Origin of the sequence: Collinsella sp. SGI.095, assembly GCF_050314535.1 — a bacterium.
GTDB lineage: Bacteria > Actinomycetota > Coriobacteriia > Coriobacteriales > Coriobacteriaceae > Collinsella.
On sequence record NZ_JBNPNG010000001.1, the window covers coordinates 18,127 to 41,594 of the forward strand.

Annotated in this window: 21 protein-coding genes and 2 tRNA genes; 22 read left to right on the forward strand and 1 reads right to left on the reverse strand. The window is 60.2% G+C overall.

The window, feature by feature from the left end:
• The first annotated feature begins 104 nt into the window (after nucleotides 1–104).
• The 14 genes from alaS (at nucleotide 105) to ACQRCA_RS00150 (ending at nucleotide 13,299) form a co-directional block, all read left to right on the forward strand.
• Nucleotides 105–2,762, forward strand: a complete 2,658-nt coding sequence (gene alaS, locus ACQRCA_RS00085) for an alanine--tRNA ligase (protein WP_427717304.1) — start codon at nucleotides 105–107, stop codon at nucleotides 2,760–2,762.
• A 17-nt stretch (nucleotides 2,763–2,779) separates the two neighbouring features.
• Nucleotides 2,780–3,208 carry a Holliday junction resolvase RuvX gene (gene ruvX / locus ACQRCA_RS00090; protein ID WP_035138185.1) on the forward strand — a complete coding sequence of 143 codons (429 nt, stop codon included), beginning with the start codon at nucleotides 2,780–2,782 and terminating at the stop codon, nucleotides 3,206–3,208.
• On the forward strand, nucleotides 3,201–4,634 hold the full coding sequence (gene mltG / locus ACQRCA_RS00095; RefSeq protein WP_427717309.1) for an endolytic transglycosylase MltG: 1,434 nt from the start codon (nucleotides 3,201–3,203) through the stop codon (nucleotides 4,632–4,634). The genes ruvX and mltG overlap by 8 nt, the downstream gene beginning before the upstream one ends.
• Before the next feature lie 2 nt (nucleotides 4,635–4,636).
• Complete coding sequence (locus tag ACQRCA_RS00100; protein WP_117646451.1) at nucleotides 4,637–5,134, forward strand: YqeG family HAD IIIA-type phosphatase; 498 nt, start codon at nucleotides 4,637–4,639, stop codon at nucleotides 5,132–5,134.
• A gap of 8 nt (nucleotides 5,135–5,142) precedes the next feature.
• Nucleotides 5,143–5,676 (forward strand): shikimate kinase, encoded by a 534-nt coding sequence (locus tag ACQRCA_RS00105; protein ID WP_154515515.1) that lies wholly within the window; start codon nucleotides 5,143–5,145, stop codon nucleotides 5,674–5,676.
• Nucleotides 5,673–6,782, forward strand: a complete 1,110-nt coding sequence (locus ACQRCA_RS00110) for a hypothetical protein (protein ID WP_427717313.1) — start codon at nucleotides 5,673–5,675, stop codon at nucleotides 6,780–6,782. Before ACQRCA_RS00105 ends, ACQRCA_RS00110 begins: the two co-directional genes overlap by 4 nt.
• 132 nt (nucleotides 6,783–6,914) lie before the next feature.
• Nucleotides 6,915–8,045: a M24 family metallopeptidase gene (locus ACQRCA_RS00115; protein WP_427717316.1), complete on the forward strand. Its 1,131-nt coding sequence runs from the start codon at nucleotides 6,915–6,917 to the stop codon at nucleotides 8,043–8,045.
• A gap of 159 nt (nucleotides 8,046–8,204) precedes the next feature.
• Complete coding sequence (gene efp, locus ACQRCA_RS00120) at nucleotides 8,205–8,768, forward strand: elongation factor P (protein WP_154515524.1); 564 nt, start codon at nucleotides 8,205–8,207, stop codon at nucleotides 8,766–8,768.
• 24 nt (nucleotides 8,769–8,792) lie between these two features.
• Nucleotides 8,793–9,155 carry an Asp23/Gls24 family envelope stress response protein gene (locus ACQRCA_RS00125; protein WP_427717319.1) on the forward strand — a complete coding sequence of 121 codons (363 nt, stop codon included), beginning with the start codon at nucleotides 8,793–8,795 and terminating at the stop codon, nucleotides 9,153–9,155.
• Between the two features lie 3 nt (nucleotides 9,156–9,158).
• Nucleotides 9,159–9,743 carry a transcription antitermination factor NusB gene (gene nusB, locus ACQRCA_RS00130; RefSeq protein ID WP_427717322.1) on the forward strand — a complete coding sequence of 195 codons (585 nt, stop codon included), beginning with the start codon at nucleotides 9,159–9,161 and terminating at the stop codon, nucleotides 9,741–9,743.
• A 2-nt stretch (nucleotides 9,744–9,745) separates the two neighbouring features.
• The gene (locus tag ACQRCA_RS00135) at nucleotides 9,746–10,012 is read left to right on the forward strand and encodes an exodeoxyribonuclease VII small subunit (protein ID WP_154515533.1); all 267 of its coding nucleotides are present in this window, start codon (nucleotides 9,746–9,748) and stop codon (nucleotides 10,010–10,012) included.
• An 8-nt stretch (nucleotides 10,013–10,020) separates the two neighbouring features.
• Nucleotides 10,021–10,824, forward strand: a complete 804-nt coding sequence (locus ACQRCA_RS00140; RefSeq protein WP_427717589.1) for a TlyA family RNA methyltransferase — start codon at nucleotides 10,021–10,023, stop codon at nucleotides 10,822–10,824.
• On the forward strand, nucleotides 10,821–11,681 hold the full coding sequence (locus ACQRCA_RS00145) for an NAD(+)/NADH kinase (RefSeq protein ID WP_427717325.1): 861 nt from the start codon (nucleotides 10,821–10,823) through the stop codon (nucleotides 11,679–11,681). Before ACQRCA_RS00140 ends, ACQRCA_RS00145 begins: the two co-directional genes overlap by 4 nt.
• Nucleotides 11,671–13,299: a DNA repair protein RecN gene (locus ACQRCA_RS00150; RefSeq protein ID WP_427717328.1), complete on the forward strand. Its 1,629-nt coding sequence runs from the start codon at nucleotides 11,671–11,673 to the stop codon at nucleotides 13,297–13,299. The genes ACQRCA_RS00145 and ACQRCA_RS00150 overlap by 11 nt, the downstream gene beginning before the upstream one ends.
• A 220-nt stretch (nucleotides 13,300–13,519) precedes the next feature.
• Here ACQRCA_RS00150 and ACQRCA_RS00155 read toward each other — a convergent pair whose 3' ends face one another.
• Nucleotides 13,520–14,377 (reverse strand): MurR/RpiR family transcriptional regulator, encoded by an 858-nt coding sequence (locus ACQRCA_RS00155; RefSeq protein WP_427717331.1) that lies wholly within the window; start codon nucleotides 14,375–14,377, stop codon nucleotides 13,520–13,522.
• A 271-nt stretch (nucleotides 14,378–14,648) separates the two neighbouring features.
• On the opposite strand from ACQRCA_RS00155, the gene ACQRCA_RS00160 reads away from it, so the two are divergent.
• From ACQRCA_RS00160 to ACQRCA_RS00195, 8 genes are all read left to right on the forward strand, one after another.
• The gene (locus ACQRCA_RS00160) at nucleotides 14,649–16,658 is read left to right on the forward strand and encodes a fructose-specific PTS transporter subunit EIIC (RefSeq protein ID WP_427717334.1); all 2,010 of its coding nucleotides are present in this window, start codon (nucleotides 14,649–14,651) and stop codon (nucleotides 16,656–16,658) included.
• Nucleotides 16,659–17,187: 529 nt separating this feature from the next.
• Nucleotides 17,188–17,451, forward strand: a complete 264-nt coding sequence (locus tag ACQRCA_RS00165; protein ID WP_022094575.1) for an HPr family phosphocarrier protein — start codon at nucleotides 17,188–17,190, stop codon at nucleotides 17,449–17,451.
• Nucleotides 17,452–17,584: 133 nt separating this feature from the next.
• On the forward strand, nucleotides 17,585–19,288 hold the full coding sequence (gene ptsP / locus ACQRCA_RS00170) for a phosphoenolpyruvate--protein phosphotransferase (RefSeq protein WP_427717339.1): 1,704 nt from the start codon (nucleotides 17,585–17,587) through the stop codon (nucleotides 19,286–19,288).
• Between the two features lie 74 nt (nucleotides 19,289–19,362).
• On the forward strand, nucleotides 19,363–20,295 hold the full coding sequence (locus ACQRCA_RS00175; protein WP_349125764.1) for a 1-phosphofructokinase family hexose kinase: 933 nt from the start codon (nucleotides 19,363–19,365) through the stop codon (nucleotides 20,293–20,295).
• Nucleotides 20,296–20,522: 227 nt separating this feature from the next.
• Nucleotides 20,523–21,455, forward strand: coding sequence for a 1-phosphofructokinase family hexose kinase (locus ACQRCA_RS00180; protein ID WP_427717343.1), 933 nt, complete (start codon nucleotides 20,523–20,525; stop codon nucleotides 21,453–21,455).
• Between the two features lie 192 nt (nucleotides 21,456–21,647).
• Entirely contained in the window at nucleotides 21,648–23,042 is a 1,395-nt protein-coding gene (locus tag ACQRCA_RS00185; RefSeq protein ID WP_427717346.1) for a CCA tRNA nucleotidyltransferase, read from the forward strand.
• A 226-nt stretch (nucleotides 23,043–23,268) separates the two neighbouring features.
• A tRNA-Glu gene (locus ACQRCA_RS00190) sits at nucleotides 23,269–23,345 on the forward strand.
• 22 nt (nucleotides 23,346–23,367) lie between these two features.
• Nucleotides 23,368–23,444: transfer RNA gene (locus ACQRCA_RS00195), tRNA-Glu, on the forward strand.
• The last annotated feature ends 24 nt before the right edge of the window (nucleotides 23,445–23,468 follow it).

Sequence of the window (23,468 nt, forward strand, 5' to 3'; positions counted from 1 at the left end):
TGGAGGGTCGCTGTTTGGCGGCCCTCTTTTTTGCACTTGCGCGGTGGGATGGTAATATCGTTACGTTTGAACTGTTTCGATGTGAAACCGAGGAGATTCCCTCTATGAGTGCTGACTACCCGTCAATGACTACGGCTGAGATTCGCTCTAAGTTCCTCAACTTCTTTGAGGAGCGCGGTCTTAAGCTCTATCCTTCTTCGTCCCTCGTCCCCGACGATCCTTCGCTGCTGCTTGCCAACGCCGGCATGAACCAGTTTAAGGAGTATTACCAGGGCAAGAAGACCATGAAGGAGATCGGCGCTATCTCCTGCCAGAAGTGCGTCCGCACCAACGATATCGACTGCATCGGCGAGGATGGCCGTCACCTGTCCTTCTTTGAGATGCTTGGCGACTTCTCCTTTGGCGGCGTCTCCAAGCAGCAGGCCTGCGCTTGGGCCTTTGAGCTCATCACCAAGGAGTTCAAGCTGCCGCTCGACCGCCTGTACTTCACCGTCTTTACCGAGGACGACGAGACCCATGACGTGTGGCGCTCTCTGGGCGTTGCCGAGGATCACATCTCGCGTCTGGGCGAGGACGACAACTTCTGGGCCGCCGGCCCCACCGGCCCCTGCGGTCCGTGCTCCGAGATCTACTTTGACATGGGCGAGGAGGTCGGCTGCGGCAGCCCCGACTGCAAGCCCGGCTGCGACTGCGACCGCTTCCTGGAGTTCTGGAACCTCGTCTTTACCCAGTACGACCGCCAGGAGGACGGCTCCATGCCGGAGCTGCCGCACCGCAACCTCGATACGGGCATGGGCCTGGAGCGCATGGCCGCAATCATGCAGCACAAGACCGCCAACTACGACGGCGATCTGATGCAGCACCTCATCAAGCTGGGCGAGGAGATCAGCGGCAAGACCTATGACGCCGACGATTACTCCGGTGCCAGCCGCTCGCTGCGTATCATCGCCGATCACTCCCGTGCCGTCGACTTCATGATCTCGGACGGCATCCTCCCCGGTAACGAGGGCCGCGAGTACGTCCTTCGCCGCCTGCTCCGCCGCGCCGTGTTCCACGGTCGCCTGCTGGGTATCGAGGGCGCCTTCCTGACCAAGTTCATCGACGAGGTCAACGCTCAGATGGGCGAGGCCTATCCCGAGCTGCTCAAGAACGTCGCGCTCGTTAAGGGCATCGTCGCCTCCGAGGAGGAGCGCTTCTCCACGACGCTCGACAACGGCCGCGTTTACCTGGACGAGGCCCTGGCCGCGCTCGCCGACGGTGCTGTCCTTCCGGGCGATGTTGCCTTTAAGCTGCATGACACCTTTGGTTTCCCCATCGACCTGACCGTCGAGATCGCCGGCACCGCTGGCCACGACGTCGACATGGACGGCTTTACCGCCTGCATGGAGGACCAGAAGGCCCGCGCCCGCGCCAACGCCAAGGGCGACGCTTGGGGCAGCTTCAACGACGTGTGGGTCGAGCTTTCCGACAAAGTTGCCGCGACCGAGTTCGACGGCTATGACAACGACGTCATCGAGGGCGCCAAGGTTGTCGCCATTGTTCGCAACGGCGAGTCTGTAGAGTCCGCCGCTGCGGGCGAAGATGTCGAGGTTGTGCTCGACCGCACCCCGTTCTATGCCGAGATGGGCGGCCAGCAGGGCGACGCCGGTGAGCTTTCTGCCGAGGGCGTTGCGCTGACGGTTTCCGATACCAAGAACCACAACGGCCTGTATGCTCACGTCGCCCACGTTGCCGAGGGCACGCTGACCGTCGGTGCCACCGTGACCGCCTCGCTCGACGCCGAGCGCCGTGGCTTCCTGCGCCGCAACCACACCGCCACCCACCTGCTCGACGCCGCCCTTAAGCAGGTCCTGGGCGAGCATGTCTCCCAGGCCGGCTCGCTGGTGACGCCCGAGCACCTGCGCTTTGACTTCACGCACTTTGAGGCCCTGTCCTCCGAGCAGCTCAAGGCTGTCGAGGACCTGGTCAACCAGCAGATCTTCGCTTCCAAGCCGGTCGTGACCCGCATCATGGGCATCGATGAGGCCAAGGCCGCCGGCGCTGTCGCCCTCTTTGGCGAGAAGTACGGCGACGTTGTCCGCGTTGTCTCCGTGGGCGCCGAGGACCAGCCGTTCTCTCGCGAGCTCTGCGGTGGCACGCATGCCGCCAACACTGCCGAGATCGGCCTGTTCAAGATCATCTCCGAGTCCTCCACGGGCTCCAACGTCCGCCGTATCGAGGCCGTAACCTCCAAGGGCGCTCTCGACTACATGGCCGACCGCCTGGCACTCGTTGACGCCGCTGCCGCTGCGCTCAAGTGCCGCGTTGACGAGGTTCCCGCCCGCGTTGAGAACCTGCAGGCCGAGCTGCGCGAGACGTCCAATAAGCTCAAGAAGGCCCTGACCGGTGGCTCCTCCGACGCTATCTCCAATGCTATCGAGGGCGCCCTCGAGCTCGATGGCTACAAGCTTGTTGTCGCCGAGCTCCAGGGCCTTGAGGCTGCTGACCTGCGCAACGTCTGGGATACCGTGCACCAGAAGGTTTCCGGCCCCGTTGCCTGCGTCGTCGCCAGCGTGACCGAGAAGGGCACCCCGGCCCTGCTCGCCGCCGGCTCCGATGACGCCGTGAAGGCCGGTTTCCACGCCGGCAACGTAATCAAGCAGATCGCGGGCCTGGTCGACGGTCGCGGTGGCGGCCGTCCCAACATGGCCCAGGCCGGTGGCAAGAACGCCGCCGGTATCGCCGATGCCCTCGCGGCCGCTAAGACCGCGCTGGGCGCCTAAGAACCGAAGTAGTCGCTGTGGTCGCGCTCGCACTGGACATAGGGGAGACCAGGATTGGCATTGCCGTCTCGAGCCGTGATGGCAAGATGGCGATGCCTGTCAAGGTACTCCCGGCCGCCGAGGTCACCGGTATGGCCAAGACGTTCCGTTACCTGGTCGAGGACTATGAGCCCGACATCCTGGTAAGCGGACGTCCCTTGACCATGGCCGGCGAGCCCGGCCCTCAAGCCGAGCGCGTTGCCGCCGTGGCACAAAAGATCGCCGACGAGCTCGATCTTCCGTTGGAGTTTGAGGATGAGCGTCTGTCCTCGCAAGAGGCAAAGCGTATCTTGCGCGAGCAGGGCCTCAACGAAAAGCAGATGAGGGGCAAGATCGACATGATTGCCGCCAGCCTGTTTTTGCAGACGTGGCTCGATCGTAAAAACGAGGAGGTTTCGCATGCCTAGCGCTTCCGATCCGCGCCAGCCGAATCGTACACGTCAGCCCGCGTCGCGCCCTGTCCAGCCTGGCCAGCGTCCGGCACAGCCGACGCAGCGCGCAGCTCAGCCTGGCGCGCGCCCGGTGCAGTCCTTCGCTCGTTCGGCCCAACCTGCTCAAAGGACGGGTCAGCAGCCTTCTGCTCGTTCGGTTCAGCATCCGGCTTCTCGCGCGGCTCAGCAGCCCACTGCTCGTACGGCCCAGCCTGCAGGCGGTACCCGCTTTAAGCAGCAGGCACCTGTCCGGCGAACGCAGGCTACCCAATCTCATTCGCATCATGCTCGCGGTTTGCATGGCGTTGCTCCGGCGACCCGCTCGAGCTACGACACGCGTGCTCGACGCGGTGCTCAAAAGAAGAGTTCTCCGGTTCCCATGATCATCGGCGTTGTGGTGGCGGTACTCGCGCTTGCTGTGATCGCTTTCTTTGTCGTGCCGGCCGTCAAGGGCTTCTTTGCCGGTGAGGATACGAAGGTTACGGCTGGTCAGCAGGTTACGGTGACCATTCCCGACGGTGCTTCGGGCGACACCATCGCCTCGATCCTCTCCGAGAACCATATCGTCGAAAATCCCAAGGATTACTATGCGGCGGTCAAAAAGCTCAATGCCGATATGTCGCTCAAGCCTGGTACCTATTCGTTCACCACATTCATGGATGCGACCAAGGTTGTTCAGCAGCTCATGGAAGGCCCCAATGCGGGCTCCAATGCGCTTACTATTCCCGAGGGTCTAACGGTCGATCAAGTCGCCGACCGTGTGGCCCAGGCCTACGACAGCATCTCTAAGGAGGACTTCCTCAACCAGGCCAAGGCCTCCAACTACGTGGACGACTATAGCTTCCTTAAGGGCGCCGCCAACGATTCGCTCGAGGGTTTTCTGTTCCCCAAGACCTATTCGCTGGGCAAGGACCCGAGCGCCGATGACGTTATCCGCGCCATGCTCGATCAGTTCAACACCGAGTACAAGTCTCTCGATTTTGCCGGGTGCGAGGCCAAGATCAAAGAGCGTTACGGCGTGGAGATGTCCGATTACGACATCATCAATCTCGCTTCCATCGTTGAGCGCGAGGGTCTCAACGCCGAGCAGCGCGCACATGTCGCCTCGGTCTTCTACAACCGCCTTGCCGGCAAGCTCGACGGTCTGCGTTATCTCAACAGCGATGCGACCATGATGTATGTCACCGGTGGCGTGGTTTCCGCCGACGACCTGCAGAGCGATAGTCTGTATAACACCTATAAGCACGAGGGTCTGCCACCCACGCCCATCTGCTCCCCGTCGCTCGAGGCACTCAAGGCCACGCTTGAGCCGACCGACTCCGATGACCTGTATTTCTACATTACGCAGGACGAGGAGTACTTCTCGCAAACCTACGAAGAGCACCAACAGTCTTGGAATTAAACATGAGGATTTTCAGCCCCAAACGATATGTTGCATCCGTCGACCGCATCGACCTTGATACCCTGTGGGCCGACGGCAAACGCGCCATTCTGCTCGATCGCGATAACACCCTGGTGCCGCGCGACACCGAGCAGGTTCCCGCCGCGGTTTCCGCTTGGCTCGACGCCGCCCGCGCCAAAGGCTTTAAGCTGTGCATGGTGTCTAACAACTGGCATCGCGACCAGGTCATGAGCTCGGCACGCGAGCTGGGACTCGAGGCCATTAGCCACGCCATGAAGCCGGCTCCGTTTGCCCTCAAGGCGGGTCTTAAGCGCCTCGGCGCCACGGCCGACGAGGCGGTGCTGATCGGTGATCAGCTCTACACCGACGTGTGGAGCGGCAATTTCGCCGGCGTCGATACCATCCTGGTAAAGCCGCAGGCCACTCAGGACCTGTGGTATACGCAGATCTTCCGTATCTTTGAGCGCCGGGCCCTGCGCGACCTTCCCTGCGAGGAATAGGTCTCGCTATGTCCCAGCACACCAAACACGGCTGCGACCATATCTTCTTTATCGGCTTTTTGGGCGCGGGCAAATCGACGCTTGCGCGCAACGTGGGCACTATGTTCAAACGTCGCTTTATCGATACCGACCGCCTTGTCGTGCGTCGTTGCGGTAAATCGGTGACCGAGATTTTTGAGACCGAGGGCGAGGAGCGTTTTCGCGAGCTCGAGACCTCGGCGCTCCGTTCGCTCCAAAGCGAGCGCAGCCTGCTGGTTTCCTGCGGCGGAGGTATCGTCGAGACTCCGGTGAATATTGAGCTTATGCACCAGATGGGTATCTGTGTGTATCTCGAAGGCGACTTTGAGGATTCGATTCGCCAGATTCGTCGGTCCGACACGCGTCCCGATTTCCGTTCGCCCGAGCATGCCGCGCGCCTGTTTGAGCATCGCCGTCCGCTATATCGCCAGGCCGCCGATATTACTCTTGATATTCGCAACAAGTCCTTCGAGGACGTTTCCTACCTTTGTGCCGAGATGCTTTTGGAGCGTGGGCTGCTATGATTCGCCGTCAACTGATCAATTTTCAAAACCGCAGTGTCGATGTCCGCGTCGGATTGGGCGCGTTCGAGGAGCTGTCGCGCATGTTTGCCTCGGCTGTGGGCAAGCCTAAGCGCGCGTTGGTGGTTTGGAACGACGCCACGTCAGAGCGTTTTGGCGAGGTCGTCGAGCATGCGCTGGTTGATGCCGGTTTTGTCGTGTCGCAGCTCCCACTCGAGGTTTTGCCTGCTGGTGCCACGCTGGCCGATGCCGATGCCATCTTTGGCGCCCTATCTGCCAACGGCATTACCTGCGACGATCTGGTTGTCGCCGTTGGTGATGCCGCAACCTGCTCGGTTGTTAGCTGGTGTGCTAATCAGTGGTGCGGTCGTACCGAGTGCGCCTCGCTGCCGACAACGTTCGACGCCATGCTCACGGTCGCGACGACCATGAAGCCGCTCGTCGCCTCGTCGTCGAATGCACTTCCCGCTATCGCGTTCCGTCCCGAATCGGGCTTGGTCGTGTGTGACCTCGACCTTGTTCGCGAGGCGGACCCCGAGGATCTCAAGCTCGGCTATGTGGTGCTTGTTGGCACCATGCTTTCGAGCAGCAAGTCCCGCTGGAATCAGTTTACCGAGACTGTTCCCGAGATTCTTTCCGGCGAGGAGGTCGCGCTCGTCAATGCTGTGCAGTGGTCCCAGACCGCGCGCAAAGATGTGCTCATGGCCACGAACCCCAGTGCTCGCCATGCACTCGATTTTGGTAAGACAGGGGAGCGCACCCTTCGCGCCTGCCTGGGCGAGGCCGCGGCTAACGTTCCCGCATACCAGCTCCTTTCCGAGGGTATGCGCTTTGAGGCGCGCCTAGCACATGATGCCTGTGACTTCGATATCGACAATGTGTTTGATCTCGACGATTGCCTGGAGGACTTTGGCATCGAAGAGCTTGCCTTCGACTTGGAGCCCACCGCGTTTATCGAGGAGTTCCGCAAGCAGCAGTTTGCCCGCTCAAACCGCAGCATGCTGCCGCTGCCCGCGGCGCTCGGCGCCATTCGCCTGACAAATGTCGAGGACGAGATTCTCGAACGTCATGCGCAGGCGTATCTGGCTTCTCGCAAGGAACTTTTTTAACTTTATTGACATCCATCGTCTTTCGTATCATTTTGAGGGACGGGTTTTCAATCGGTTGCGAATCGCTTGTGGTTCGGCTATTCGTTTGAAGCCCGTCCTGCTCTTTTTGAGGACAATAAGAAAGGAATCTGAATGTCTGAGTTTGCTGCCGGTCCTGCCGGTCGTATCGAGCGTGTCCGTGCCCTGATGGTCGAGCGCGGCTACGATGCTATCGTCGTGCGCGATGAGGCCAACCTCCGTTGGCTCACGGGTGTGAAGGGCGTCTTCGATTACACCTTCGAGTTTCCGCACGCCGCATTTATTACGGCCGATCAATGCCTGTTCCATACCGACTCGCGCTATCTCAACAGCTTTGAGGAGAACACGCCCGCCGGCAGCCCCTGGGTCTACGACATGGACGAGGGCACCATCCCCGGTTGGGTTGCCGACAAGATCGCGGCCAACAAGTGTCGTGTCTGCGCCGTCGAGGATGACATGCAGATTAACTTTTACCAGGGTATTCAGCGTGGTCTTGAGGATCGCTCCGTCGCCTGCATGCTGCCGCTGATGCATGACGACATTCGTAAGATGCGCGCCATCAAGGATGCCGAGGAGATCGAGCTCATGCGACACGCGCAGTCGATCACCGATGCCGCCTTCCAGCACATGCTCGGCTTTATTAAGCCCGGTATGACCGAGAAGCAGGTTCGCAACGAGCTCGAGAACTTTATGTTCGCCAACGGTGCCGACAGCTTGGCCTTTGGCTCCATCGTCGCGAGCGGTCCCAACACCGCCAACCCGCATGCCGTCCCGAGCGACCGTGTCATCGAGAAGGGCGATTTCGTCCTCATGGATTATGGCGCGGGCTACTGCGACTATCGCTCCGATATGACGCGTACCGTCGTGATGGGCGAGCCCACGCAGGAACAGCTCGACCTGTACGAGCTCGTGCGCCGCACCCACGAGGAGTGCGTCGCCGCTATCCATCCGGGCGTCGAGGGTAACGATATCTTCAAGCTTTCCAAGAAGATCATCGGCGATGCCGGTTATGGCGATTACTACAACCATGGCCTGGGCCATGGTGTCGGTATCGACATCCACGAGCTGCCCAACTTCAACCGCAGCAAGAACATCATCGAGGTCGGCTCGGTTGTCACCATGGAGCCCGGCGTCTACCTGCCCGGCGTGGGCGGCGTGCGCTTGGAGGATTACGGTGTTGTCACCGAGAACGGCTATGAGCCCTTCACCAAGACCCCGCACGACTTGCACGTCATCGACTGCTAAGCCATTCAGTTTGATTTTGGAAGCGGGGCGTCCGAAATGATTCGGGCGCCCCGCGTTCTCTTTTTATGCGCTCGCCGCAGGCGCCGCCTGCAAGTGTATAATTTCGCTCGTATGTAATTTGGACGCTTGTGCGTTCTACCCATAACAAGAAAGGTCGCTATGCCTACCATTTCTACCGCCGACTTCAAGAACGGCCTCGGTCTCCGCATTAAGGACAAGGTCTACACCATCGTCGAGTTCCAGCACGTCAAGCCGGGCAAGGGCGGTGCTTTTGTGCGCTACAAGACCCGCGATATCAAGAGCGGTCGTGTCGTCGAGAACACCTGCAACGCCGGTACCAAGTTCGAGAGCGTCATGCTCACCACCCGTGAGTTCCAGTACCTCTACAACGACGGCGCCGACTACATCTTCATGGACAACGAGTCCTACGAGCAGGTTCCCGTTCCCGAGGACATGGTGGGCGAGAACTCCAAGTGGCTGCGCGAGAACGACACCTGCCAGTTGCTCTTCGCCGACGACGAGCTCATGGGCGTGACCCCGCCGATGTTCATCGAGACCACCATCGTCCAGACCGACCCGGGCTTTAAGGGCGACACCGTTCAGGGTTCCACCAAGCCGGCCACCATCGACACCGGTGCTGTCATCCAGGTCCCGATGTACCTCAACGAGGGCGAGGTCATCAAGGTTGACACCCGCGACGGCAAGTTCGTCTCCCGCGTCTAGCAACCAACTCTTCTAGGAGGACTCATGCCCCAGGAAATCAAGATTGACGGCATCGGTATTTCGCCCGATGTTCTGACCGCCATCGTCTCGCGCGCCGTCACGGATGTCGAGGGCATCGCCTCCGTGGGCGTCAAGGACCTTGCCACCAACCTTGTCTCCATGATGTTTTCGTCCAAGTCCCCGGCTTCCGATCCGGCGGTAGAGGCCGAGGTCATCGGCGACAAGCTCGCACTCACCGTGCGCGTCGTGGTGTTCTTTGGCTATCCGTTCAAGAAACTCGCCGAGGCCGTTCGCTCCGCCGTGGTCGCAGCTATCGATGCCCAGGTAGGCGTCGAGGTCGAGCGCGTTGACGTTTGCATCGACGGCCTCGTTTTCCCCAAGGAGTAACCTTTGAGCCTTAAGGTTTATCGCGGGCGTACGCTTGCCCGCAGTCAGGCGCTGCAGCTGCTGTTCCAGGCCGAGGCGACGGACAGCCCGCTCGAGCGCGTCCTCGAGGGCGATTTCCTGATCTCGAAGGGTCCCCTCGACCCCTACGCTCTGGAGCTGTGTCGCGGTGCCTACGAGTATATCGACCGCATCGACTGCGCCCTGCGCTCCATCGCCAAGAACTGGGATCTTATGCGCATGCCCGGCGCCGATCGCAATCTGCTGCGTATCGCCGTCTATGAGATGCGCTTCCTCACCGACGAGGAGGTCTCGGACGCCATCGTGATCAACGAGGCTGTAGAGCTTGCCAAGGCCTATGGCACCGACCAGTCCGCGTCGTTTGTCAATGGCGTGCTGGGCAAGATCGCGCGTAGCGAGGAGCTGCCGGGCGAGGACCTGTATCAGGAGCTGCTGGCCGAGGACCGCGCCCGCGAGGAGGCCCAGGCCGCCGAGGCTGCCGCTAAGGTTGCAGCCGCTCAGGCTGCGGCCGGCGTTCTCGACGAGGGTGCCGAGGTCGCCGAGGTCGAGACCGGTACCGTCGAGGAGTAGCCATGCCAGAGGGTTCCGTCCGCAACTTCGACGAGATCTCGGACCGCTTGGACCAGATCATCGCTACCGTTCGCTCCAAGGATACGTCCTTGGAGCGTTCGCTCGATTTGTTTGACGAGGCGATCGAACTTGGCTCCCGTGCGGTCGATATGGTCGACAAGTTTGAGTTGACGCCTCGTGAGGCCGATAAGCTCGAGCAGGAATACGATGAGGATGCGGCAAACGAATCCCAGGATAGCCAGGCCGCGTCTCCGGATACGAATGGTTGATGGCATTCATGAAACGCGTGCGTCTCGATGACGAACTGATTTCACAGGGCATCTGCGCCGACCGCGCGGATGCCCTTCGCACTCTTATGGCCGGCTTGGTCTCGAGTGGCGGCGAGCGTTTGACCTCGCCGGGCCTTAAGGTGACGCCCGGTCTGCCCCTGCACGTGAAGGGCCGTATTCCCTACGTGGGGCGCGGCGGGCTCAAGCTCGAGGGCGCGCTCGATGCGTTTGGGATCGATCCCATGGGCCTTGCTTGCCTCGATGTGGGCTGCTCCACGGGCGGCTTTACCGATTGCCTGCTCAAGCGTGGCGCCGCAACGGTCGTTTCGGTCGATGTGGGTCGCGCTCAGTTTGATTGGTCGCTGCGCCAAGACGAGCGCGTGAGGCTCCATGAGCGCACCAACGTGACACAACTGCCCGAGCTTGGCTACGGCGGCGCTATCGACTTGGCTGTCTGCGATGTGTCGTTTACGAGTATCGCGAATATCATCGACGCCGTGTTGGCGTGCCTGAAGCCTTCGGGTTCGTTCTGCACGCTCGTAAAGCCGCAGTTTGAGGCGCCGGCTGCGCTGGTGGGCGAGGGCGGTATCGTGACCGACCCCTCCGTCCGCCGCGATACGCTTATGGCGGCGATTGAGCTCTTTGCCGCCAAGGGCCTGTTCCCGCTCGACGTGTGCGTGTCGCCCATCCATGGCGCCAAGGGCAACGTCGAATTTTTCCTGTACGGCACGAGGTTTGCCTCTGGCGAGCGTGCCGACGATGAGCTGCAATCACAGGTAACGGCTTTGAGCGAGAAAGCTGCAACGCTATGAAGGTCTTTCTGGTTCCCAATTACTACAAGCAAGAGGCGGTCGAGAGCGGCCTGATGCTCGAGCTTTGGCTTTCGCGCCAGGGCTACGAGGTCGCATGGGCTGCCGATCAGCGTTCCAAGATCCAGTGTGCGCCCGATGTTGACGATGCCGACCTGGTCATTACGCTCGGCGGCGACGGCACGCTGTTGCGTGCCGCCCGCATTCTCAACTACCGCGAGATCCCCATTCTGGGCCTTTCCTATGGTCATTTGGGTTTTTTGACGGCTGCGAGCCCCGAGGATCGCGATATTTTGCAGGTCGTGAGCGATGCCCTTTCCGGTGAGCTCCATGTGAGTCGCCGCGCCACCCTCGCCGCGGATATCGTTTCGGTGCGCGAAGATGGCACGAAGGATGTCGTGCGCACGTTTGCCCTTAACGATATGGCGCTTACGCGCGGGCCCCTGTCCGATATGGTTGAGTTCGACATCACGGTGTCCGGCCATCATATCGACCGCCTGCGCGGTGACGGTGTCGTCGTTTCGACAGCGACCGGTTCCACCGGCTATGCGCTTTCCGCCGGCGGCCCCATCGTCAGTCCCGATTACACGGGCATGGTTTGCGTGCCCATCGCCCCACATACCATTCAGGCTCGCGCCTTTTTGACCTCGCCAAGCGATGTCGTCGAGATTTTTATGTCCGATGACCGCCCGAGCGTGCCTGCGATCGCCATCGATGGACAGTTTATTACCTGCGATGGCACGGTCGAGAGCGTGGCCGTGCGTCGCGGTCCCGGCGATGTACTGCTGCTGGATTACGGCCCCGAGAGCTTCTATAACTCGGTGAGCCGCGTGTTCTACGGAGTGCGTCATGATCGATGAGCTGCAGGTTTCCAACATTGCCCTCATTCGCGAGGCGACGTTGGTTCCGAGCGCGGGCTTAACGGTTCTGACCGGAGAAACCGGCGCCGGTAAGACTGCGTTGCTCTCGGCGCTTAAGCTCATTCTGGGCGAGCGCGCGGATTCGTCGACGGTGCGCGAGGGCGAGACGCTTGCCAACGTCGAGGCGCGCCTGTTTGACGGCCCGCACGACACGGAGGGCTTCACCGTTCAGCGCAGCCTTTCTGCCGAGGGTCGAAGCCGCGTAAAAATTGACGGCCGCATCGCCAGCGTGCGCGAGCTTTCCGAGCGCGTCGGCGCGATGATGGATCTTTGCGGCCAGCACGAGCACCAGCGCCTGCTCGACCCGGCGCATCATGTTGCCATGGTCGATGCATGGGCGGGGCGCCCGGCGCTCGAGGCGCTCGATCGCTATCGTGCTTGCCTTAAGGCATCTCGCGCGGCTGCCAAAGAGGTCCGTCGCGTCGAAGAGGCCTCACGCGCGCAGGGGAGTCGTGTCGAGGAATCGCGCTTCGCTCTGGAGCGCATCGCCGAGGTCGACCCCAAGCCGGGTGAGTATGAGGAGCTCGAGGAGCTGCTGCCGCGCTCCGAGCATGCCGAGGTGTTGGTGGCAACGGCCAACGATGCCCATGCGTCGCTTGCTGACGAAGGGGGAGCACTCGATGCCGTGAACAGTGCCGTCGCGGAGCTTTCGCGTATGGCTACTGTCGATCGCAAGTTGGGTGATATCGCCGATGCGCTTTCGGATGCCTGCATCTCGCTCGAGGATTGTGCCAACGAGCTGCGCGCCTATCGCGATGGGGTCGCCTTCGATCCGCGCGAGCTGGCTCGTATGCGCGAGCGGTATTCCGACCTTAAGGGACTTTTGCGTCAGTGGGGTCCCACCATGGACGACGTGTTTGCCATGCGCGATAGCTCGCGAGAGCTGTTGTCGCTGGTAGACGATGGTGATGAGCAGATTAAGAAGGCGCGCGAAACGCTTGGCGCGGCGGAGCGCGAACTGTTCGCCGCCGCCAAGGCACTTAAGCGCGCACGCAATACGGCAGCCCCGCGCTTTTGCCACGAGGTTGGCCGTCAGATGGCGCGCCTGGAGATGGGCGGCGCCGAGCTCGTTTGGGACTCGCGCGATCTTCCGCGCGCCGAGTGGACGCCGGCGGGCCCTTCGAGCTACGAGCTTTTGTATCGTAGCGGTGCCGGATTGACGCCGCGCCCCCTGCGCCGCATTGCGTCTGGCGGCGAGCTGAGCCGTGTCATGTTGGCGAGCAAGGTTGTTTTGGGTAACGCGGACGGCGTGGATACGTTGGTGTTCGACGAGGTCGATGCCGGTGTTGGCGGCTCTACTGCACGCGCCCTTGCGAGCGTTCTGGCAGATCTTGCCGCAACGCATCAGGTGATTGTCGTAACGCACCTGGCGCAGGTCGCCGTCATGGCCGACAAACATTACGTGGTGAGCAAAGAGCCCGGCGACGTTCCCCAAACCCATCTGGATGAGGTGACCGGGGACGCCCGTACCGCAGAGATCGCCCGCATGCTGAGCGGTGATCAATCGGAGGCGAGCTTGGCGCACGCTAAGCAGATGCTCGAGGAAGCGCGTGCTTAGGCCGAGCCGTTACATGTATGTTCGACTCGGCCGCCACGAAACCGGCCCATCTACTACGTTTAATAGGCTATCGGCAACCACGCCTTGAATTGCAAAAAGAAAACCGCAGGTAGAACGCCTGCGGTTTTTCTATTTTCGGTTTGTGGTTGGGCCATAATGATAAAACGTAGTAGATGGGCCGGTTTCGTGGCGAGTGGCGTTTGTCGGCTCGCCAAAATTTCTATTCCACGACCTTATCTGGCTGGATAAGCTCCTCGTAGTAGCTGATGTGCTCTCGGGCGTCCTCGATTTCGGGCAGCAGGAAGTTGTAGATAACCTCGATGATCATCGTGGCGCTGATCTTGGAGAACGCAAAGTCGCCCGTGGTGAGCAGCGCCTCGTGGTTCACGGTATTAAAGGTGTAGTCGGCTAGGCGAGCAAGCGGAGACTTGCTGTCGCTGCTGATGACGACTACGGTGGCACCACAGCCTCGAGCCGCTTTTGCCATGCGATTCAGTCGACGCGACTTGCCAGAGTTCGAGATCAGCACGATAACGTCGCCGGGGCGCAACGTGAGCGCAAAACCAATCGAGGTCTCGCTGATGGTGCTTGACATACAGCGAAGGCCCAGTTGCGAAAACTTAAACGTCGCGTCAAGCGCAACTGCGTTGGTATTACCTACGGCTGCAAACTCGATAGCCCCTGCGTTCTTAAACGCGTGCACGACGGCTGCCAGTGTATCGTGATCAATGCCATCGATGGTCGCATTGAGTTCACTGACCTTTGCGGCGAGGATGTTTTTGAGGCTCTGCTCCATATTATCGAGCGAGACCTCGTCGGTTAGGCCTTCATTGCGCTGGCTCTCCAGATCGCGCGCCAGCGAAAACTGAAAGCTGCGAAAGCTTCCAAAGCCCAGCTTGCGGCAGAAGCGCGAGACGGTGGCCTCGGAGGTTGCGGCGGCGCGCGAGAGTTGCGCGGCTGTTAGGAGCGGTGCCTCGGACTGGTGCTCTAGGATATAGTCGACAATGCGTTGCTCGGACTCGCTGTATCCCTTGTGCGTGCTAATAAGGGAGAGTGCGCTCTTGCTGCTATAGGACATGGATGACTCCTGGTTGGCATTAAAACCTGTCTTGTTGTGTGCCGCTCTAGTATACGGGGATTTCAATTACAAGATACACCTTGCTGTTTCAAAAGTTGATGGTAAACTTTCATCGACCGTTTACGGTTATGAAAGAACCTTTCACCGGAGAAATAGGCTTGATTGCTTCTCATATAAGCGGTGGCTTGGTATCTTTCAGGAGTGGAAAAGCGCGCACCGTAGCGCGTGTAGGGGAGCGCCCGCGGGCGCAGTACTCAAGAAGGAGGGACACATGGCTAAGTTTGACATCATCGCCGCCACCGGTTGCCCGACCGGCATCGCGCACACCTTCATGGCGAAGGAGGCGCTGGAGAAGGCAGCTGCCGAGCGCGGTCTGACCATTAAGGTCGAGACTCATGGCCAGGTCGGTGTCGAGAACGAACTCACGAAGGGTGAGATCGCCGGTGCCAAGGCTGTCGTCGTCGCAGCCGATAAGGATGTCCAGGCGGAGCGTTTCGCCGGTAAGCCCATGGTTTCCGTCGGTGTTTCCAAGGCCCTGTCCGTCGAGGCTGCCGGCAAGCTGATCGACCGCGCTCTCGCCGCCAAGGGCGACGACACGGTTGCGGCTGCTGCCGATGTCGAGGATGAGGTCGAGGAGAAGGAGTCCATCGGTCACATCATCTATAAGCACCTCATGAACGGCGTCAGCCACATGCTGGTCTTCGTCGTTGCCGGTGGTGTTCTGACCGCCGTTTCGTTCCTGTGGGGCATCACGTCCTTCGACTCGACGGCTGCCGACTACAACAGCTTTGCCGCTATGCTCAAGATCATCGGCGGCATCGCCATGAACCTCATGGTTCCCGTGCTTTCCGCCTATATCGCCGAGTCCATCGGCAAGCGCCCGGCGCTCGTTCCCGGCTTTGTCGCCGGTATGATCGCCATCCAGGGCCTGCCCGTTAATGCCGAGACCGGCATGATCGATGCCGGCGGTGCCGGCGTGGGCTTCGGCTTCCTGGGCGGCATCGTCGGCGGCTTCCTCTCTGGCTATGTCATCCTGCTGCTCGAGAAGGTTTTTGCCAAGCTGCCCAAGAACCTGGACGGCCTCAAGGCTATCTTCCTGTACCCGCTGTTCTCGACCGCCATCGTCGGTCTGGTCATGCTCGGCATCTCCGGCCCCATGGCTGCCATTAACACCGCCATGATGGACTTCCTCAAGGGTCTGTCTGCCTCTGGCGCTGTTGTCCTGGGTCTTGCCATTGGCTGCATGTGCGCCTTTGATATGGGCGGCCCGGTCAACAAGGCTGCTTACGTCACCGGTACCGCTATGCTCACCGAGGCCCTGGCTGCCGGTGTCGGCACCGACACCTATAACTTCGGCACCAACTTCATGGCTGCCGTCTCCGCCGCCTGCATCGTTCCGCCGCTGATCACCACCTTCGCCGTCATCGTCGGCAAGAAGTACTTCAGCCAGGAGGATCATGACGCCGGTATCGTCAACCTCATCCTTGGTTGCACCCACATCACCGAGGGCGCCATTCCGTTCATGACCAAGAACATCTGGCCCGTCATGCCCATCATGATGCTCGGTTCCTCCATCGCCTCGATTCTGACCATTATGTTCAACGTCCACGATCCGGCGCCTCACGGTGGTTTCCTGGTCCTGCCCGTTGTCGAGAACGGTCCGCTGTGGGTCCTCGCGATCCTCATCGGCGCCGTGGTCGGTGGCATCCTGTTCGTTGCTTTCAAGAAGTATGACTTCGAGAAGAATCAGAAGGCCGCTCCCGCCGCTGCCGCTAAGCCGGTCGAGGCTCCCAAGGCCGCTGCCGTCGAGGCCCCCAAGGCTGAGGCTTCCGACTTCGTGAAGGTCGAGAACGTTTTTGTCGCCGAGGATTTTGCTTCTCGTGACGAGGCCCTGAGCTTTGTCTCCAACCAGGCTGTCAAGGCCGGTATCGCTGACGACGCCGACGCCGTAATGAACGCCTTTCTAGCCCGCGAGGCCGAGGGCACCACGGGCATGATGGAGGGCTTCGCTATTCCGCATGCCAAGTCTGATGCCATTACCGAGGCCGCCGTCATCGTCGTCAAGGACGACTCTGGCGTGACCGGTTGGGACACCATGGACGGCGCTCCCGTCAACGTGGCTATTGCCCTGCTCATCCCCGGTGCCCAGGCCGGCACCACGCACCTCAAGATCCTGTCCAAGGTCGCCGAGGCGCTCATGGACGAGGGCTTCCGTGCCACCTTTAAGGGTTCCACCGACGCTGCCGAGATCGCTAAGACGATCAACGCCCGTCTGGTCTAATCCCGCAGCTTGCGAATAACATCGCCCCCTGTATATAAGGCGGAGACTCCATCAGGGGTCCCCGCCTTTTTTCAAGTAACCCGGTACTGAGGGGCGTTTCCTTCCTGCCGATAGTTCGGCATATTCCTCGGTTCACAAGAGGGCATAGATAGCCCCATCAACCAGATCAACCAGGCGAACAAATTATCAGCCAGAATTTCGTTCGCACGATATTGCTCTGGACCGACCGAGTTTCCGCAGCTTGCTCGCCCACAGGGGGCCGGGCGCGGCCAGTGAGATTTATCGCGAGATCCGCACGAGCCGAAGAGCACTTAATATGCTCTTCGTGCGAGCAGGACTGTAGAGCAGGAAATCTCACTGGCCGCGCCCGGCCCCCTGTGGGCGAGCAAGCGGACGACAAACACATCTGTCCAACAATTCGTGCGAAACATAATGAAAAACCGTTTGATGTGAGTTAATATAATCAACGTCGTGAATATGGCTCCTGTCGCATTGCTGATAGGGGTTAAACACAAAAAAGGAGTCAATTATGGTTTCTGAGAAGGCTACCCTCGTTAATCCTCAGGGTCTTCACATGCGTCCGGCTGGCCTCTTCGCCTCCACCATGGGCAAGTACGCCTGCGACGTGACGGTCGTCACCCCCGAGAAGGAGGTCAACGGCAAGTCCCCGATGGCCCTCATGGCTGCCGGCATCCCCTGCGGTACCGAGGTCGAGGTCAAGTGCGACGGCGCTGACGAGGCCGAGGCTCTGGCTGCTGCCATCGAGCTCATCAAGAGCGGTCTTGGCGAGTAGAACTCAAACGGGTCGCATGTTGAACAACTAAGTTCATATTTGGGGGCGCAGTGACCTGTTTAAAGGGAACTGCGCTCTTTTGTCATGGATATGGCAAAACGCTTTATCACATGACACGGAGAGAGGAATGGGAATGTATCAGGGAGTCAACGCTTCCGAGGGCATCGGTATCGGCACCGTCATGGTTGCCGTCGAACCCGACTTGACGTTTGAGCCGCACGAGGTTGCTGATTCGGCAGCAGAGAAGGAGCGCTATCAGGCCGCCCTTTCGGTCTTCTGCGAGAAGACCCAGGCTCAGGCCGACCACATGAAGGAGACGGTGGGCGAGGCCGAGGCCGAGATCATGAGCGGACACATCGTCCTGGCTCAGGACCCGGGCATGACCGACGCCATCAACGCCGCCATTGACGGCGGCACCTGCGCCGAGCAGGCGCTCATGGACACCTCGACCATGTTTGAGAACATGTTCCTGTCCATGGACGATGAGATGTTCCGCCTGCGCGCGGCAGACATCGCCGACATCCGCACCGGTATTCTGGCCGAGCTTTTGGGCAAGGAGGTCGTCGATCTCTCCGTCCTGCCCGAAAACACTGTCGTTGTCGTGCACGACCTTACGCCGTCCATGACCGCCACGATCGATAAGGCCCACGTTGCCGGTATCGTCACCGAGACCGGTGGCCGCACCTCGCACTCCGCGATCATCGCGCGCGCCCTCGAGATTCCGGCTGTCCTTTCGGTTGCCAACAGCTGCACCGCGCTGCGCAACGGCATGACCGTTGTCGTCGACGGTGGCAAGGGTATCGTCGAGGCCGATCCCGACGAGGAGACGCTCGCCGCCTACACCGCCAAGGCCGAGGCTTTCGCTGCCGAGAAGGCAGCCCTCGAGGCTTTCCGTGGCAAGCCGTCCGTGACTGCCGATGGCATCAAGAAGATCATTGCCTGCAACATCGGTAACCCCGATGACGTGCCCAACGCGCTCGATCACGACGCCGAGGCCATTGGCCTGTTCCGCTCCGAGTTCCTGTTCATGGACTCCGCCGAGCTTCCTTCCGAGGAGGAGCAGTTCAACGCCTATCGTAAGGTTGCCAGCGCGCTCAATGGCGCTCCGGTCATCATCCGCACGCTCGACGTGGGTGGCGACAAAGAGATCCCGTACCTGCACATGGTCAAGGAAGAGAACCCCTTCATGGGCTTCCGTGCCGTGCGTTACTGCCTGGCCAACCCCGACCAGTACAAGGTACAGCTCCGCGCTCTGCTGCGCGCCAGCGCCTTCGGTGATGTCAAGATCATGATCCCGCTCGTCACTTGCGTCGAGGAGGTCTTGGCCGTTAAGGAGCTCGTCGAGGAGTGCAAGTCCGAGCTGACCGAAGAGGGCCGCAAGTTCAACGAGAACATCGAGGTCGGTATTATGGTCGAGACGCCTGCCGCATCGCTGATCGCTGACCGCCTGGCCGAGGTCGCCGACTTCTTCTCGATCGGCACCAACGACCTGATCGGCTACACCATGTGTGCCGACCGTGGTAACGACACCATTTCTAACCTGTACCAGGTGTACTATCCCGCCGTGCTTCGCTCGCTCAAGAACATCATCGAGAGCGGCGTCAAGGCTGGCATCATGGTCGGTATGTGCGGCGAGGCCGCTGCCGATCCGCTGCTTGAGCCGCTGCTGATCAGCTGGGGCCTCGAGGAGTTCTCGATGAGCGCTCCGTCTATCCTTCGCGCCCGCAAGACCATCAGCCAGTGGACCAAGGCCGAGTGCGACGATCTCGCCGAGAAGGCGCTCGCCTGCAACACTGCCGAAGAGGTCAAGGCGCTGCTTGAGGCTGCCGCTCGCTAATTTGGTATCAGAGGTAACCGCGTGGTTGGAATGGGCTGGCCGCGCGGCCCTCAAATATACAGGGGGTACTGTAAATGTTCTACACGCTAACCGCTAACCCGGCTGTCGACATGACGGTTTCGAGCTCTCCGCTCGAGCCCGACGAGAACGTCCGCACCGGCTCGGCCAGCTACACGGCTAACGGCAAGGGCCTCGACGTGTCCTTCGCCTTTAAGAAGATGGGTGTCGACACCGTCGCGCTCGGCTTCTTCGCCGGCTTCACGGGCAAGTTCATCGTCGAGGAGGTCATGAACCTGGGTTGCCTGTGCCGCCCGGTTTGGACCGACGGCATCACGCGTATCAACACCTACGTCAACGATGGCCAGCACGAGTACGGCATCCTTAACCCCGGCGCCCCGATTACGCCGGAGCACCAGAAGGAGCTCTACAACATCCTGGACACCGCGGGCGATCTTGAGTGCCTGATCGTCTCCGGCTCCGTGCCTCCCAAAGCTACGCCCGACTTCCTGGCTCAGGTCATGGAGCACGCTCAGGCTCGTGGCGCCGACGTCGTCCTTGACCTGTCTTCCGACAAGCTCAAGGAGCTCGCTCACAAGAAGCCGCTGCTCATCAAGCCGAACCATCACGAGATGAAGGCCATCTTTGGCGTGCCGGTCGACACCGACGACGAGGTCCGCGTTGCTATGAAGATGGCTCACGATGCCGGCGTCCAGAACGTGCTGCTCACCCGTGGTAGCCGCGGCGACGCTTACTTCTCCAACGGCGAGGACATCTGGTACGCTAAGCGTGAGTTCAACATCAAGCTGGTCTCTTCCGTCTGCGCCGGCGACTGCACGCTCGCTGCGTTCCTGCACAAGTGGTACAGGGATCGCGACAACGTCGAGGAGGCCATGAAACTCGCTATGGCCACCGGCGCCAACGTTGCCGAGTCCGTGGGCATCGGCGACTTCGGTCACGTCGATGAGTATAGTAAGCGCGTTGCTGTCCGCAAGCTCGATCGCAAGTAAGCGAAACGCTACATATTCGTGGCTATATGGCGCCCCGGTTTAAGCCGGGGCGCTTATTTGTAAATTGCAAATGAGCTTCAGGGCAAGCACTCCTGATTTTTTTGCCCCGCCTTGCTGCTTTTCTGGCGACCTGCACGCGTTCTACACCGTTCGCCGAGTTGCTATGGTCTTTTCACAAGGTGTGGAATATACTTTCATTAACACGTTGCTTTGTGAAAGGAACATTCATGATTTACACGCTCACTGCAAATCCCGCCATTGATTACAACATTTCCTGCGACGGACTTTCCGCCAACACCGTCACCCGCACGCGCAACGCGGTCTATACGCCCAATGGCAAGGGTCTCAACGTCTCGTTCACCCTCGATCACTACGGTGTCGACACCACGATCCTGGGCTTTTTTGCCGGCTTCTCAGGCGAGTATATCGTCAAGGGCGCCGAGGCCCTGGGTGTGCCCGTCAAGCCCGTGTGGACTGACGGCATCACGCGCGTCAACGTTTTCCTCAACGCCGGTCCCGATACCGAGTACAACATGGTCAATGCAGGCGCTGCCATCAATGCTGCCAACGAGCAGGAGATGTTTGAGCTCATCGACTCGCTCGACGACATGACCTGCCTGGTCATTAGCGGCTCGCTGCCCCCCAACACCTCCGAGGGTTTCCTGGCCGAGGTTCTTCGCCGTGTTAAGGCAAAGGGTGCCGAGTTCGTGCTCGATATTTCGAGCCATCAGCTGGCCGATCTCATTGCCATGGAGCCGTTGCTCATTAAGCCCAACGACGACGAGCTGCTCGACATCTTTGGCATTAAGGTGAGCGGTGGCGACGACGAGTCCGTTAAGTGCGCTATGGCTGAGCTGCACGCCAAGGGCGCTAAGAATGTGCTGCTGACCCTTGGCGGCGACGGCGCGTACTTCTCCAACGGCGAGCACATTTGGTTTGCCAAGCGCACCTTTGAGGTCAAGCTGCTCTCGACGGTCTGCGCCGGTGATTCCTCGCTTGCCGCCTTCCTGTCCGTGTGGCACGATGCCCCCGAGTGCGTCGAGGACGCCCTGCGCCTCTCGATGGCAACCGGTGCCAACGTGGTCGAGTGCCCTGGTTTGGGCGATTTTGCCAAGGTGGACGAATATAAGAAGCACATCGACGTTCGCCAGGTCTGCTAACCGTTTAGACACATCGTTGCCGAACACCCGCTTTGGATCTCCGAGGCGGGTGTTTTTATCTGTTGGCCGCATGGGCTCTGCTGTCTCGTTCGCGCGAATCGACGATGTGATTTCATGTGCGCTCACGCTTGTTTCTTGCTAGACTGCTTGAGAACCATCGTTTAACGCTTGCAAGCGTAGGAGGCCATAGGTATGTGTAATGTTTCGCTCAACGGTACGCAGCCCACAGATGCCTCCCTGCGTGTGCTACGTGCGCTTGAGGACGCCGGTCTCGAGGCCTGGTTCGTAGGCGGTTGGGTGCGTGACGCCCTGATGGGACGTCCCAGCCACGATGTTGACATGTGCTGTAGCGGCCTGTGGCAAGAGTCCAAGGCGGCGCTCGAGGCAGCCGGCATTGCGGTAGTTGAGTCGGGCATAAAATTTGGCGGCATTACCGCCCTTTGTGACGATGAGCGTATTGAGGTCACGACGTATCGCCTGGACGGATTTTACACCGATGGTCGCCATCCCCAGAGTGTGGAGCGTGCGGCGTCGCTTGAGGACGATCTGGCACGTCGTGACTTTACCGTTAACGCCATGGCTTGGCATCCCCAGCGCGGTCTTGTCGACCGTTATGATGGCCAGGGCGACCTGGAGCGTAAGCTGATTCGTGCCGTTGGAGATCCCAAGCGTCGCTTTAACGAGGATGCGCTTCGCATGCTGCGCGCCGTGCGTTTTGCCTGCCGTCTGGATTTTATGATCGAGCCTAAGACCAAACAGGCGCTTGCCGAGTGCTCGCCGCTGCTCGATGCCGTGGCACGCGAACGCGTGGGCATTGAGCTCGAGGGGATTCTATCGACCGGACATGGGGGAGACGCGATGCTACGCTATCCCGAGCTTGTTTGCGCCGCCGTGCCCGAGCTTGCGCCGGCTCGTGGGTTTGACCAGCGCAGCGTCTACCACGCCTTTAATGTCTACGAGCATATCGCTCGCGTTTTGACGGTAGCGGGGGAGCTGGCACTGTGTGACGGCGTGGCGCCTTCGTCGAGCTTAATGTGGGCAGCGTTTTTGCACGATGTCTCCAAGCCCGATTGCTTTACGGTCGATCATGCGGGCAGCGGCCACTTTTACGGTCATCCTGAGCTTGGTGCCAAGAAAGCGCGCGCTATTATGGATCGCTTGGCGCTTTCGCACGATTTGGTTCGCGACGTGTGTCTGCTTATCAGGTATCACGATAAGCCGTTGCGCCCCGAGCGCTCCTGTTTGCTCAATATGATGCGCTCGCTTTCGGGTGAGGGCGTCGACACGCCGCGTTTGATTGACGAGCTTATGGACCTTAAGCGTGCCGATACGCTGGGTAAGGCACCGTCGTGCTTCTATTACGTCGAGACGATCGAGGAGATGCGTTCGCTCGCACACGAACTGTTGGAAGCGGGGGAGCCCTATACGCTTAAGATGCTTGGCATCAACGGAGGGGACCTGATTCGCGCCGGCGTCAAACCGGGGCCTGAGCTGGGACAGCTTCTCAACGTCGCCCTCGACGCCGTGATCGAAGACAACGTCCCCAACACCCGCGAAGCCCTTCTGGCCCACCTCAACCTGGGGTAGCTAATTTGGGACGGGGCTTTTTTAGCTACCCCCGCTGTCAATAGGACGAACAATCGTGATTCTGGCAGGGGTAGCTAAAAAAGCCCCGTCCCAAATTAGCTACCAGGTTGACCTGCTTGTTCCATAACCTCACGACAAAATTTGGCCAATTTGGAATTTCTTCTTGCGCTCGCGTTTTTTGTCCCGTATTATATGTCCTCGCAGCACGGCAGTGCAGATGTCATGTGGCCCGTTCGTCTAGCGGTTTAGGACGCCGCCCTCTCAAGGCGGAGATCACCAGTTCGAATCTGGTACGGGCTACCACTTCTTTTCTGCTGAGGCTTATGGCCCGTTCGTCTAGCGGTTTAGGACGCCGCCCTCTCAAGGCGGAGATCACCAGTTCGAATCTGGTACGGGCTACCAAGTTTTGGATACCCGACCTTCTTT

Bases quoted from the DNA above. Each gene is read 5' to 3' on its own strand.
- ACQRCA_RS00125 (WP_427717319.1), top strand. From the start codon at position 8,793: ATGCCCCAGGAAATCAAGATTGACGGCATCGGTATTTCGCCCGATGTT.
- ACQRCA_RS00145 (WP_427717325.1), top strand. From the start codon at position 10,821: ATGAAGGTCTTTCTGGTTCCCAATTACTACAAGCAAGAGGCGGTCGAG.
- mltG (WP_427717309.1), top strand. From the start codon at position 3,201: ATGCCTAGCGCTTCCGATCCGCGCCAGCCGAATCGTACACGTCAGCCC.
- ACQRCA_RS00115 (WP_427717316.1), top strand. From the start codon at position 6,915: ATGTCTGAGTTTGCTGCCGGTCCTGCCGGTCGTATCGAGCGTGTCCGT.
- ACQRCA_RS00105 (WP_154515515.1), top strand. From the start codon at position 5,143: ATGTCCCAGCACACCAAACACGGCTGCGACCATATCTTCTTTATCGGC.
- ACQRCA_RS00100 (WP_117646451.1), top strand. From the start codon at position 4,637: ATGAGGATTTTCAGCCCCAAACGATATGTTGCATCCGTCGACCGCATC.
- ACQRCA_RS00160 (WP_427717334.1), top strand. From the start codon at position 14,649: ATGGCTAAGTTTGACATCATCGCCGCCACCGGTTGCCCGACCGGCATC.
- ACQRCA_RS00165 (WP_022094575.1), top strand. From the start codon at position 17,188: ATGGTTTCTGAGAAGGCTACCCTCGTTAATCCTCAGGGTCTTCACATG.
- alaS (WP_427717304.1), top strand. From the start codon at position 105: ATGAGTGCTGACTACCCGTCAATGACTACGGCTGAGATTCGCTCTAAG.
- ACQRCA_RS00150 (WP_427717328.1), top strand. From the start codon at position 11,671: ATGATCGATGAGCTGCAGGTTTCCAACATTGCCCTCATTCGCGAGGCG.
- efp (WP_154515524.1), top strand. From the start codon at position 8,205: ATGCCTACCATTTCTACCGCCGACTTCAAGAACGGCCTCGGTCTCCGC.
- ACQRCA_RS00185 (WP_427717346.1), top strand. From the start codon at position 21,648: ATGTGTAATGTTTCGCTCAACGGTACGCAGCCCACAGATGCCTCCCTG.
- ACQRCA_RS00140 (WP_427717589.1), top strand. From the start codon at position 10,021: ATGAAACGCGTGCGTCTCGATGACGAACTGATTTCACAGGGCATCTGC.
- ACQRCA_RS00175 (WP_349125764.1), top strand. From the start codon at position 19,363: ATGTTCTACACGCTAACCGCTAACCCGGCTGTCGACATGACGGTTTCG.
- ptsP (WP_427717339.1), top strand. From the start codon at position 17,585: ATGTATCAGGGAGTCAACGCTTCCGAGGGCATCGGTATCGGCACCGTC.
- ACQRCA_RS00180 (WP_427717343.1), top strand. From the start codon at position 20,523: ATGATTTACACGCTCACTGCAAATCCCGCCATTGATTACAACATTTCC.
- ACQRCA_RS00110 (WP_427717313.1), top strand. From the start codon at position 5,673: ATGATTCGCCGTCAACTGATCAATTTTCAAAACCGCAGTGTCGATGTC.
- ACQRCA_RS00135 (WP_154515533.1), top strand. From the start codon at position 9,746: ATGCCAGAGGGTTCCGTCCGCAACTTCGACGAGATCTCGGACCGCTTG.
- ACQRCA_RS00155 (WP_427717331.1), bottom strand. From the start codon at position 14,377: ATGTCCTATAGCAGCAAGAGCGCACTCTCCCTTATTAGCACGCACAAG.